Source organism: Paraburkholderia lebeckiae (genome assembly GCF_014201005.1).
GTDB classification, from domain to species: Bacteria; Pseudomonadota; Gammaproteobacteria; order Burkholderiales; family Burkholderiaceae; genus Paraburkholderia; species Paraburkholderia tuberum.
Genome location: NZ_JACHDK010000004.1, coordinates 63817 through 76195, shown reverse-complemented (window position 1 = coordinate 76195; position 12379 = coordinate 63817). Strand labels below are relative to the sequence as shown.

Annotated in this window: 11 protein-coding genes; 10 read left to right on the top strand and 1 reads right to left on the bottom strand. The window is 63.2% G+C overall.

The genetic code is table 11. The features are described from left to right. The first annotated feature begins 21 nt into the window (after positions 1-21). The 5 genes from HDG39_RS09530 to HDG39_RS09510 all read left to right on the top strand — a co-directional run bounded on the left by HDG39_RS09530 (position 22) and on the right by HDG39_RS09510 (position 4074). Entirely contained in the window at positions 22-1359 is a 1338-nt protein-coding gene (locus HDG39_RS09530; protein ID WP_184005367.1) for a GH1 family beta-glucosidase, read from the top strand. 109 nt (positions 1360-1468) lie between these two features. Continuing rightward, positions 1469-2599 (top strand): ABC transporter ATP-binding protein, encoded by a 1131-nt coding sequence (locus tag HDG39_RS09525; RefSeq protein WP_184005365.1) that lies wholly within the window; start codon positions 1469-1471, stop codon positions 2597-2599. Positions 2600-2649: 50 nt separating this feature from the next. Continuing rightward, positions 2650-2889 carry a hypothetical protein gene (locus HDG39_RS09520; RefSeq protein ID WP_184005363.1) on the top strand — a complete coding sequence of 80 codons (240 nt, stop codon included), beginning with the start codon at positions 2650-2652 and terminating at the stop codon, positions 2887-2889. A gap of 466 nt (positions 2890-3355) precedes the next feature. After that, on the top strand, positions 3356-3685 hold the full coding sequence (locus HDG39_RS09515; RefSeq protein ID WP_409259185.1) for a type II toxin-antitoxin system Phd/YefM family antitoxin: 330 nt from the start codon (positions 3356-3358) through the stop codon (positions 3683-3685). Further along, on the top strand, positions 3685-4074 hold the full coding sequence (locus HDG39_RS09510; RefSeq protein WP_018422706.1) for a type II toxin-antitoxin system VapC family toxin: 390 nt from the start codon (positions 3685-3687) through the stop codon (positions 4072-4074). The genes HDG39_RS09515 and HDG39_RS09510 overlap by 1 nt, the downstream gene beginning before the upstream one ends. Here the strand turns inward: HDG39_RS09510 and HDG39_RS09505 are convergent. Further along, positions 4053-5102, bottom strand: coding sequence for a LacI family DNA-binding transcriptional regulator (locus HDG39_RS09505; protein WP_184005361.1), 1050 nt, complete (start codon positions 5100-5102; stop codon positions 4053-4055). The genes HDG39_RS09510 and HDG39_RS09505 overlap by 22 nt on opposite strands. 272 nt (positions 5103-5374) lie before the next feature. On the opposite strand from HDG39_RS09505, the gene HDG39_RS09500 reads away from it, so the two are divergent. The 5 genes from HDG39_RS09500 to HDG39_RS09480 all read left to right on the top strand — a co-directional run bounded on the left by HDG39_RS09500 (position 5375) and on the right by HDG39_RS09480 (position 12341). Then, a complete protein-coding gene (locus tag HDG39_RS09500; RefSeq protein ID WP_184005359.1) occupies positions 5375-6670 on the top strand; it encodes an extracellular solute-binding protein in 1296 nt (431 codons plus the stop codon). A 60-nt stretch (positions 6671-6730) separates the two neighbouring features. Continuing rightward, positions 6731-7648 (top strand): carbohydrate ABC transporter permease, encoded by a 918-nt coding sequence (locus HDG39_RS09495; protein WP_239499173.1) that lies wholly within the window; start codon positions 6731-6733, stop codon positions 7646-7648. A 3-nt stretch (positions 7649-7651) separates the two neighbouring features. Further along, the gene (locus HDG39_RS09490) at positions 7652-8482 is read left to right on the top strand and encodes a carbohydrate ABC transporter permease (protein WP_184005357.1); all 831 of its coding nucleotides are present in this window, start codon (positions 7652-7654) and stop codon (positions 8480-8482) included. Positions 8483-8551: 69 nt separating this feature from the next. Next, complete coding sequence (locus HDG39_RS09485; RefSeq protein WP_184005355.1) at positions 8552-9682, top strand: ABC transporter ATP-binding protein; 1131 nt, start codon at positions 8552-8554, stop codon at positions 9680-9682. A gap of 253 nt (positions 9683-9935) precedes the next feature. Next, positions 9936-12341, top strand: a complete 2406-nt coding sequence (locus tag HDG39_RS09480) for a glycoside hydrolase family 3 N-terminal domain-containing protein (RefSeq protein ID WP_184005353.1) — start codon at positions 9936-9938, stop codon at positions 12339-12341. Positions 12342-12379: the final 38 nt, after the last annotated feature.

Sequence of the window (12379 nt, the reverse complement as noted above, 5' to 3'; positions counted from 1 at the left end):
CCATTCAGGACAACATCATCTATGTCGGCGTATCGATTCAACGAAGACTTCGTCTGGGGCGTGGCCACGAGTTCCTACCAGATCGAAGGCGCAGCGCATGAGGACGGCCGCGGCCCGTCGATCTGGGACACGTTCTGCAACGTGCCGGGCAAGGTCGTGAACGGCGAGAACGGCGATGTCGCATGTGATCACTATCACCTGGTCGAGGAAGATCTCGACCTGATGGCCGAACTCGGCGTCAACGCTTATCGCTTTTCGATCGCCTGGCCGCGCGTGCAGCCGACTGGCCGCGGCGCGTTCAACGACAAGGGCCTCGCGTTTTACGAGCGCCTCGTCGACGGTTTGCTAGAGCGCGACATCCAGCCGTTCGCAACGCTGTATCACTGGGACCTGCCGTTGTCGCTGCAGCACACGCAAAACGGCTGGGAAAGCCGCGACACCGCTTATCGCTTCGCGGACTACGCGCGCAAGATCGGCAGCGTGCTCGGCGATCGCGTTGCATCGATCGCGACGCACAACGAACCTTGGTGCACCGCGTGGCTCGGCAATGCAACCGGCTATTTCGCACCGGGCAACGCCGATCTGAAGAAGGCCGCGCATGTCGCGCACCATCTGCTGCTGTCGCACGGTCTCGCGTTGCAGGCACTGCGCGCCGATGGCGTGAAGGCGCCGCTCGGCATCGTGCTGAACCAGTCGCCGGCGCATGGCGCGACGGATGCGCCCGAAGATCAGGCCGCCGCGTCGCTCGAATACGCGAAGTTCGTGCGCTGGTACATGGACCCGCTGTTCAAGGGCGAGTATCCGGCCGAGGCGCTGGAATGGTATGGCGCGAACGGTCCGCAAGACGTGATCCGGAGCGGCGATTTCGACGTGATCGGCACGCCGATGGACTTCCTCGGCGTCAACTACTACACGCGGATCTTCGCGAGCGCATCGGGCGAGAAGCGTCCGCCGGGCGCGCTCGGCTTCACCGACATGGATTGGGAAGTCTATCCGCAAGGTCTCACCGAATTGCTGACGCGCATCAACGCCGACTACAAGCTGCCGCCGATCTACATCACCGAGAACGGCTGCGCGGCGAAAGACGTGCTCGATAACGGCCACGTGCACGACGCCGAGCGCGTGCGCTTCTACGACCTGCATCTCGCCGCCTTGTCGGACGCGGTGAAACAAGGCGTCGACGTGGCGGGCTATTTCGCCTGGAGCCTGATGGACAACTTCGAATGGGCGTCGGGCTACGACAAGCGCTTCGGCATGGTCTACGTCGACTACGCGAGCCAGGAGCGCACGCTGAAGGACAGCGCGTTGTGGTATCGCGACGTGATCGCGCAACACGCCGGCGTCGCGGCCGTGCGCTGAGGCGCACGCCCGGCGGCGGGCGCATCGAACCTCGCGTGGCGCGACAGTAGTGCGGCAGTGGGATAGCGTCACGCGGGGTCTGCAAGAAGGATTGAGGAGGAGGCATCAAATGGGCGAACTCGTATTGCGCAACGTCACGAAGACGTATGGCGAAGGACCGCAGGTGATCCAGGGCATCGACCTGCACATCCCGGACGGCCAGTTCACGGTGTTCGTGGGACCGTCGGGCTGCGGCAAGTCGACGATGCTGCGCATGATCGCGGGGCTCGAGTCGGTGACTGGCGGCGACATTCTGATCGACGGCGTACGCGTCAACGATCTGCAGCCCACGGACCGCGGCATCTCGATGGTGTTCCAGAGCTACGCGCTCTACCCGCACATGACGGTCGCGGAAAACACGGGCTTTTCGCTGAAGCTGTCGGGCAAGTCGAAAAAGGAAGTGCGCGAGGCGGTGGGCCGTGTCGCCGAGATCCTGCAGATCACACATCTGCTGGAGCGCAAGCCGAAGGCGCTGTCGGGCGGCCAGCGCCAGCGCGTCGCGATCGGACGGGCGATCGTGCGCAAGCCGCGCGTGTTCCTGTTCGACGAACCGCTGTCGAATCTCGACGCTGCGCTGCGCGTGCAGATGCGTATCGAACTCGCGAAGCTGCATCGCGAACTCGGCACGACGATGATCTACGTCACGCACGATCAGGTCGAGGCGATGACGCTCGGCCAACAGATCGTCGTGTTCAACAAAGGCCGCATCGAGCAGACCGGCGCGCCGCTCGATCTGTATGAGCGGCCGGCGAACCGCTTCGTCGGCGGCTTCATCGGCTCGCCGCAGATGAACATGCTGACCGCGACGCTGGTGTCGCGAAGCGATGCGCAAACCGTCGTGGCGCTCGCCGGCGCGAGCCAGCGCATCGTGCTGCCCGGCCGGCTGGTGCAGCCGGTCAGTGGCGAGTTGACGCTCGGGGTGCGCGCCGAGCATCTGGGCATCGGCTCGCTCGACGAAGGTCTCGCCGCGCGTGTCGAACTGGTCGAGCATCTCGGCGACGTTTCGATCCTGCATGCTCGACTCGATGGCATGGCGCACGCGATCGCGCTGAAGCTCGACAAGAAGGACGCGCAGCACGCGGTCGGCGCGCGTGTCGGGATCAAGGTGGCGTCGTCGTCGGTCACGCTGTTCGATGCGAACGGCGCGGCGGTGAGCCTCGCGCGACCCGAAGTCGGCCAGGACGTCGGCGCGGTGGTTTGACAGGCCGATGTCGACGAGTGAGCAACGGTACACCGATGGCGGATAGTGCAATGGAGAAAAATGTAGCGAACCAAGATGGCGAGGCCGCGGCTAACAATCCGTCCGGGCACCGGTCTGACCGGTCGTCTGGTGAAACCGCTGCTGGCGCGGACCGCGGGCAACCGGCTATCGAACGCGAGCCGCAGCAGCGCGGCAGACTGAAGAAGCCGCGCGAATCGCTGCATGCGTGGATCGTGCATTTCGATGCGGAGCCTTCATCGGGCCTCCCTGCATCGAACGACGAAAAGTGACGCGAGCACGGATAATTTTATCCAGTTCACGCAAAATATTACGTTTTAATTTCTAGACCTTGCATCTAACTTTCCCTTAGCCGGGCGTGCTTCAGAGCGTTGGTCCGGGGAGGCGGATAGTGGTTTGGAGCTTAGGTAAACTCCGCATGGCGGCGGCGAATGTCCGCCATTAACATCCGCTAACGTTAAGGGTAACGTTCGGTACGTTTGCATCTATTCGAAGAGCTACAAAACGGCGCAAAACATTCAAACCCAAGACGGGGCGCGCGGCTATCCGGCACGACCCGGTATGGCCAGAGCGGTCTGTGTAAAACCAATTGATTAGGTGAAAGTGCAGCGGTTGCGCGCAGGAATTGGCGCGACCGTTGCAGGCTGTGTCGCGGCTACGGTAGTTGTCGCCGCGAGTTGGATTGGAGCTTGAGGGAGCTCCTGGCAGTAGGCTGGGAAGCAACGACTGAGAGCAAGGTTGATAAAGAATGTCGGGCCACGCATCGCGGGTGTTCGCCTGCGGGCGCACCGCCCGATACAAAAAATACCGTTGGATTATTGCTGGGTGGAGAGCGTCATGGAAAAGCGAGTATCTAAAGCCATTTTCAAGTCCCGGGCCTGCGAGCTGTTCCGTCAGGTCGAGGCATTGGGCGAAACCGTGGTCGTCACCGACCGCGGGCAGCCCACCATCGAAATCCGGCCGTATCGCAGCAAGCAGGAAAACCCGCTCGAGCTGCTGCGCGCGTCGATTACGCATTTCAACCTGAAGCACGCGCTGCAGCCTGTCACTGCCGAGCAGGACGAGTAATGATCACGCTCGACACGCTTGCGCTCGTGTGCTGGCTCGGCAGGCAGAAAGCGCTGAGCCAGGCCGCGCACGATGCGATCGATCGGGAGCTCGCCGGCGGCGAGATCCTGATTTCGGCAATCAGTGCGTTCGAAATCGCGGAGTTCGTGAAGGTCGGCAGTCTCGGGCTGTCGATGGACGCGCGCAGCTGGATGTCGACGTTTCTGTCGCTCGACGGCGTGCGGATGATTCCGGTCAACACCGAGATCGCGTTTCGCGCGGCCACGCTGCCGCCAACGCTCGCCTTGCATCAACGCCTGATCGTCGCGACCGCGCGCACGCATGGCGGCGCGCTCGTGACTTCGGATGCGAAGGTGCGCGCGTCGACTTACGTCGAAACGATCTGGTGACGGACGCGGCGCTGTCTGGCGCGGACGGGGCCGGTGGAATCGCGCACCACCAGTTCCGCCGGCAGCGTGATGCGCTGCGAAGCGGCGTCGATCCCGGCGATCTGCGCGAGCAGCGTGTTGACCGCCGAGCGCGCCATTTGCTGGAACGGTTGGCGGATCGTGGTGAGCGCCGGGTGAAACTGCTCGGACATCGGGATGTCGTCGAAGCCGATCACCGAGATGTCGTCCGGCACGCGCAGACCCGCTTCGCGGATCGCGGCGATCACGCCGAACGCGCTCTGGTCGTTGGCCGTGAAGATCGCGGTGGGCGGCTCGGCGAGGTTCAGCAGGTCGAACGTGACGTCGAACGCCATCATTTGCGAGAGGTCGCCCGCGGCGACCAGCGCGTCTTCGCGTGGCAGGCCGAGGCGAGCCAGCGTGTCGTGATAGCCGCGTTGCCGGTCGCGCACGCCTTCGATCGTTTCGTCGCCGGCCAGAAACGCGATGCGCTTGTGACCGAGCTCGGCGAGGTGCTCGACCGCGAGACAGGCGCCGCCGTAGTTGTCGACCGACACCGACGGGAAGCCCGTCAGCGTGCCGCGCTGATCGACGACGACGACCGGTACCTTCGCGGTGGCGAGCGCCTCGAGGCACAGCGACTCGCGCGGAAGAATGGCGAGGATACCGTCGGAGAATTGCTGAATGAGCCCGAGCAGGTCGTGATGCGTATGACGATCTTCGTCGAACACCGTGTAGACCAGCATCTCGCAGCCCGCGCCACGCGCCGCGCGGCCCGCGCCGAGAATCAGTTCGCTGGAGAATTGCGTGTCGAGTGTCGGCGTGATGATGCCGATGATGCCGTTGCGGCCGCCCGACAGTTTCTGCGCGGTGCGGTTGACGACGTAACCGATATCCGACGCGATTCTCAGTACTTCGTCGCGGGTTTCGCGCGACACGCCGGGACGGCCGTTGAGAGCGCGCGACGCGGTCATCTGCGACACCCCGGCAAGCTTGGCAACGTGCTCAAGCGTTGGGGTCTGTCTTGCCATGCGGGTCGAAGGTGTGCGAGAGGTCATTGGATGGGTCGACTCGCTAATCGCGTTAGCGATACCGTTTATGTAGTCGTTATTCTAGCAGAACCCTATATATTTCAGCTTTCCCACGATCGGTCAATCTTATGCGGCAGTTGCGTCGCAGTCCGCCGGGACCAGGTAAAATCCCGCATAGCCTTCCTTCACGCATCGATCTAACATTGACTAACGTTAAGGCTAACGTTAACGTTTCGGCGATTTCTTATAAATCCAGAAGAGGGGACACACCCATGGCGTACCCGGCTTTGTTTAAAGCGCGGCCCATCATCGGCGCGACGGCGCTGCTGTTTTCGTTGTCTGCAGTTGTTTCGAACGCCGTAGCGGCGGACTCCAAAACGATCACGGTATGGGACCAGCAGACCAATGCGTCGTCGAGCAAGATCATTCGCGACGCGTCGGATCGATTCGAAAAGGCGGTTCCGGGCTACAAGGTCGAGAATTCGCACGTCCTGAACGAGGCGTACAAGACCAAGCTGAAGGTCGCTTTCGGCGCGAACCAGCCGCCGTGCGTGTTCGAGAACTGGGGCGGCGGCGGGCTGCACGAGTACGTGAAATCCGGCCAGATCGCCGACCTCACGCCGTACCTGGAGAAAGATCCGGCGTACCGCAGCCGCTTCATGCGATCGTCTTGGAATGTCACGACGTTCGACGGCAAGACCTACGGTGTCGCCGCCGAAAACGCGGCGGCCGCGGTGATCTTCTACAACAAGGAAGTCTTCAAGAAGTACGGCATCACGCCGCCGAAGACGTGGGATGAACTGATGCACGTCGTTGAAGTGCTGAAGTCGCACAACGTTGCAGCGTTCTCGCTCGCGAACAAGAACAAGTGGACCGGTTCGATGTACTACATGTACCTCGTCGACCGTATCGGCGGTCCGCAAGTCGTGAAGGACGCGATCGAAGGCAAGGGCAAGGGCTTCGAAGATCCGGCGTTCGTCGAAGCCGGCAAGCGCATTCAGGAACTCGTGAAGGCTGGCGCGTTCGCACCGGGCATAAACGGTCTCGATTACGACTCGGGCGCCTCGCGCCGCCTGCTGTACACGGGCAAGGCTGCCATGGAGCTGATGGGCGCCTGGGAAGCTTCGACGATCGCGAACGAAAATCCGACCTTCTCGAAGGATCTGGACTTCTTCGCGTTCCCGAGCGTGCCGGGTGGCAAGGGTGATCCGCGCGATCTGATCGGCACGGTCGGCGATGGCTTCCTCAGCATCTCGGCCGAGTGCAAGACGCCGGACGCAGCGTTCAAGCTGATCCAGGCACTGACCGACGAGCAGGCGATGCAGGCTCGCGCGTCGGATGACCACAAGCTTCCGCCGGTCAATAACGTCAAGATCGACGATCCGTTCACGCAGCGTCTGCAGCAAATGCTTGCCGCGGCCCCGAGCGTGCAGCTCTGGTACGACCAGGCACTGCCGCCGGCCCTCGGTGAAATGCACAAGGACACGACGCAAGCACTGTTCGGTCTGTCGCTGACGCCTGAGGCTGCTGCGCAGCAAATGGAAGCCGCTTCGAAGAAGGGCGGCTGATCTCCAGTCTTAAAGAAAAGTCCGACCGGCACCGCGAGGTGCCGGTCGGCATACAAGCCCGTGAATATCGCACTTTCCGCTACACCCGAACGCCGGCTGAGATTTTCATCGCAAACGCTCGTCACGGTTGTGTTTCTTGCGCCGTCGCTGCTGCTGCTGGCCGTGTTCCTGCTTTATCCGCTCGTCTCCAGCCTGCGGCTGTCGCTGCTCGACTGGAACGGCCTCGGCAACACTGCCCGTTATATCGGGCTCGCGAACTGGGCGCGGCTCGCGCACGACATGGTGTTCTGGCAATCGCTGAAGAACAACGTGATTCTTGCTGTCGCGTCGATCGTCGTCCAGCTTCCGATCGCGCTCGCGCTCGCCGTGCTTCTGGAGAAGGCCGGTCGTGGCTCGCGCTTGCTCAAGGTTCTCTATTTCCTGCCGCTGCTGATGTCGAGCGTGGCGATCGGCGTGCTGTTCAAGCAAATCTACGATCCGAATTTCGGTCCGGTCAACGTCGCGCTGCAGGCATTCGGGCTTGATGGCCTCGCGAAGGACTGGCTGGGCGATCCGCATTTTTCGCTAGGTGCGACCATCGCCGTGATCATCTGGCAGAACGCGCCTTTCTACATGATTCTGTTCCTCGCCGGCCTCTCGTCGATGCCGGCCGAGGTCAACGAGGCTGCGCTCCTCGACGGCGCATCCGAGTGGACCATTTTCTGGCGCATCAAGCTGCCGCACCTGCAAGGCACGGTGCGCACCGCTGTGCTGCTGTCGGTGCTCGGCTCGCTGCGTTACTTCGACCTCGTCTTCGTCATGACCGGTGGCGGCCCCGAAGGCTCGTCCGAGGTGATGGCCACCTACATGTATCGCACGGTGTTCAGTTCGTTCCAACTCGGCTACGGCAGCACCATCGGCTCGGCGATGTTCCTTATCGTCATCACGGTGGCGGCGGTGTCGATGTACTTCACCCGCCGTTATGCAACCGAGGTCTGAACCATGAACAAGAAACTACGCTTCCCCCGCGTGGGGGTTCCTCTGCTGGCGCTGATCTGGCTGGCCGTCACGACGATTCCGTTTCTCTTCATGGTCGCATCGAGTTTCAAGAGCCAGGAAGAGACCTTCGCGACGTCAGTGTGGGCGCCGCCGAGCCACCTGTATTGGGGTAACTACGCGGCTGTGCTGCAGGGGCCGTTCTTCACTTATGTCCGTAACAGCGTGTTCACGGTGGGCGTGTCGGTGCTGCTGATCGTCATCATCAGTGCGATGGCGGCCTACGTGTTTGCGCGCTTGCGCTTCTCGCTGAACAAGACGCTGTTCGCTCTGGTGGTCGCCGGTATGATCGTGCCGCTGCATGCGACGCTCGTGCCGATCTATCTACTCACGCGCAACCTCGGCCTTTACGACACCGCGTTCGCGCTGCTCGGCCCTTATGTGGCCCTCAGTCTGCCGGTGTCGATCTTCATCCTGACCGAGTTCATGCGCCAGATTCCGCGCGAACTCGAAGAAGCGGCGCAGCTCGACGGCTGCAGTCCGTTCCGCATCTTCTGGCGTATTTTCTTCCCGCTTTCGGCACCGGGGCTCGCCACTGTGACGATCTTCAACGGCATTGGTCTGTGGAACGAGTTCATCTTCGCGTACATGCTCACGTCGACGGCCGAGCACCGTACGCTGCCGCTCGCGATTTGGGACTTCATGGGGCAATACGCGTCGAACATACCCTCGATGCTGGCCGTCCTCGTGCTCACGTCGCTGCCGCTGATTGTTGCCTACGCGTTCGGTCAGGAGCGCGTGATCAAGGGGATGATGGCTGGCTCGCTGAAGGGCTGATCCGCATCGCACACCACCTCGAATCGTGCGGGCTAAAGTGGCCCGCACACCGAACTTCGCATAAACGATATGGCAAGCATCTCTCTCACTAACGTACAGAAGTCCTATACGAGCGGTAACTCGGTGATCCGCGACGCCAACCTCGAAGTCGGCAAGGACGAATTCTGCGTGTTCCTCGGGCCGTCGGGCTGCGGCAAGTCCACGCTGCTGCGCATGATCGCCGGTCTCGAATCGATCACCGACGGCGAACTGCGCATCGACGGTCAACTGATGAACAACGTCGAACCCGCGAAGCGCCAGGTCGCGATGGTGTTCCAGAACTATGCGCTCTATCCGCATATGAGCGTGTACGAGAACATGGCATTCGGCCTGCGTCAGGCGAAGGTCGATAAGGCCACCATCGACAAGAAGGTGCGCAGCGCCGCTGCCGCGCTGCAACTCGACAGCTACCTCGAACGCCGCCCCGCTGCGCTGTCCGGCGGCCAGCGCCAGCGCGTGGCGATCGGACGCGCAATCGTGCGCGAGCCGGGCGTGTTCCTGTTCGACGAGCCGCTGTCGAATCTCGACGCCGCGCTGCGCGTGCAGACGCGTACCGAAATCGCCCGTTTGCATCGCGAGTTCAACCGCGCGAGCGCGGTGTACGTCACGCACGACCAGATCGAAGCGATGGCGCTCGCCGACAAGATCGTGTTGCTGCACGCCGGCGCGGACATGGAAAAACACGGCAGCATCGCGCAGATCGGCGCGCCGCTCGATCTGTACCACCGGCCGAAGAGCCGCTTCGTCGCTGGCTTCATCGGTTCGCCGAAGATGAACTTCATGCCGGCCACGGTGCTCGCGGTCGACGACAAGGGCATTCAGGTCGAGCTGACCACTGGCGAGCGCGTGCGCGCCGAGGTCGACGGCCGCAGGCAGCGCGTCGGTTCGCAGGTCACGCTCGGCATCCGGCCGGAGCATCTTGCCCTGCCGTCGGCGCAGCCCGGCGTGCAGACAATCCGCTGCGCCGTGCGCCTGGTCGAACGGATGGGCGAGCACAGCTACGTGCATGTGGACGGTGGCGTGCGCGACGGCAACACGATGATCGCCAAGCTGCCCGGCGACGGTGGCGTGACGCACGACGAGCGCGTCGAACTGGCGTTCGCACCGCACGCGTGCCACGTGTTCGACGACAAGGATTTCGCGCTGCCGCGTCTGCACTGATCCGCTTGCGATCGCGGTCCCATTGCATCGCGTCGCTAGACGCAACGAACGACCCGTAGTCGATCAAGCACGGCGAATTCGAGTCGCGGCTGCGTTCGATCGATTAGCAGGACTGCGAAGTCTGGAAAGGTATCTGAAATAGAAGGCAATGGCATCCGGGCTGAAGCAACGCCATGCCGCACGCTTGTCAGAAACAACGGATTTGTCGGCGCTTCATGCGCTTCGTACACCACGATAAAAAAAGGAGTTTTCGATGTTGCTTCGCCAAAGTGAGGTCCCGCTCTACCGCAATCCAGCGGCAGCCGTGGAAGAGCGCGTGGCCGATCTGCTCGCGCGCATGACACTCGACGAAAAGATCGCGCAGCTTCACGCCGCGTGGCTGAAGCTGTCGGCCGATGGCAATCACAAGGCGCGTAGCATCGATTTCGCGCAGAGCGCCAACCAGATAACGGTCGACGAGATCCTGCAGCATGGCCTCGGCCAGATCACGCGTCCGCTCGGCACGCATACGGTCGATCCGAAAGAAGGCGTACGCGCGCTCAACGAGCTGCAGCGCAAGATGGTCGAAGACACGCGCCTCGGCATTCCGGTGATGTCACACGAGGAATGCCTCGTCGGGCTCATGATCAAGGACGCGACGCTGTTCCCGTCGCCATTGAACTATGCGGCGACGTGGAATCCGCAACTGGTCGGCGAAGTGGGCACGATCATCGGCGAGCAGGCACGCTCGATCGGCTGTCATCAGGGGCTCGCGCCGGTGCTCGACGTGTCGCGCGACCCGCGTTGGGGCCGCACCGAGGAGACGCTCGGCGAAGACCCGTATCTGGTTGGCGTGCTCGCGTGTCATTACGTGAAGGGCCTGCAGGGCGAACAGCGCGACCTGCTCGCGACGCTCAAGCATTTCGTCGGTCATTCGGCGAGCGAAGGCGGCCGCAATCATGCACCGGTGCATGTCGGTCCGCGTGAGCTCAACGACGTGTTCATGCTGCCTTTCGAAATGGCCGTGAAGCTTGCGAACGCGGGCTCGGTGATGCCCGCCTATCACGACGTCGACGGCGTACCCTGTCACGGCGATCGCGCGCTGCTGCACGACACGCTGCGAGAGAAATGGGGCTTCGACGGTCTCGTCGTGGCCGATTACGCGGGCGTCGACCTGCTGTTCAGCCATCATGCGGTGGCGCGCGACAGCGCGTCGGCCGCGGCCCTCGCGTTCAACTCCGGCCTCGACGTCGAGCTGCCGGGTCACGAGTGCGCGGTGCATCTCAAGGAAGCGCTCGAGCGCAACGAGATCAGCGAAGCGACGATCGACACCGCCGTCTCGCGCGTGCTGCGTGTGAAATTCCAGCTCGGCCTGTTCGAGAATCCGTACGTCGATCCCGAACGCGTCGACGTGAAAAGCGCGACCGCGGGCGATACCGCGTATCAGGTCGCGCTCGAATCGGCGGTGCTTCTGCGCAATCAGGGCGACGTGCTGCCGCTCGACGCGCACGGCTCGGAAAAGATCGCGGTGATCGGCCCGACCGCCGACGATCCGCTCGCGCTGCTCGCCGGCTACAGCTTCCCGGTGCACCTGATCAACAGCGGCGAGCAGTCCATTGCTTCGATCGCGACGCCGCTGCGTTCGCTGCGCGCGTTGCTCGGCGACGAGCGCGTCATTCACGCGCAGGGTTGCGACATCATCAAGGAGCGCCGCGCGGGCGCGCCGGTGTTCCCGGGCGACGTGTCGCTCGATCTGACCGGCGACGCGCATTGCGACGAGCTGATCAGCAAGGACACCGACGGCATCGCGGCCGCGCTCGAAGCTGCGCGGCAAGCGGGCGTCGCGCTGGTGTTCGTCGGCGATCTGGCGGGGCTGTTCCAGTCCGGCACGGTCGGCGAAGGGTCCGATACCGACAGCCTCGACCTGCCGGGTGTGCAGCAGGCGTTGCTGCAGGCAGTGGTCGATAGCGGCACGCCGACGGTCGTCGTGATGACGGGCGGCCGTCCGTACAATCTCGGCGGCCTCGAAGACCGCATCGCCGCGCAGATCATGGCGTTCGCGCCGGGCGAGCGTGGCGCCGAGGCGCTGGCCGATCTACTGGTGGGCCGCGCCAATTTCAGCGGCCGTCTGCCGCTGTCGGTGCCGAAGAGCGCGGGCGCCGTGCCGTACGTGTATAACCATCGTCTGAAGAGCGCGGGAACGCCGATTGCATACCATTTCGGCTGCCGCTATCCGTTCGGTTTCGGTCTCGGCTATACGCAGTTCCGTTACGGCGATCTCGCGCTCGCGCACAGCGAAGTGCCGATCGAAAGCGGTACGATCGAGTTGAGCTTCACGGTCGACAACATCGGCGCGCGCGACGGCACCGAGATCGTGCAGATCTACGTGCGCGACCGGCACGCGTCGGTCGCGCGGCCGGTTCGCGAGCTGAAGGCGTTTGCGCGCGTGCCGCTCGCGGCCGCTGCGTCGGTGCGTGTGCGCGTGAAACTGCCGGTCGACATGCTGAACTTCACCGACGCGTGCGGCGAGCGTATCGTCGAGCCTGGTGACTTCGATCTGCTGGTCGGCAGCTCGAGCCGCGACATTCATCTGAGCGGCACGGTCGCCGTCGCGGGCTCCGCGACGAGAACGCTCGAACGCAACTGGCGCATGCTGAGCGAGGTCGAGATCGTGGCCTGAGCGGCGGGTCAGGGCGGCGAGCGCCTACCTGTGTGTGG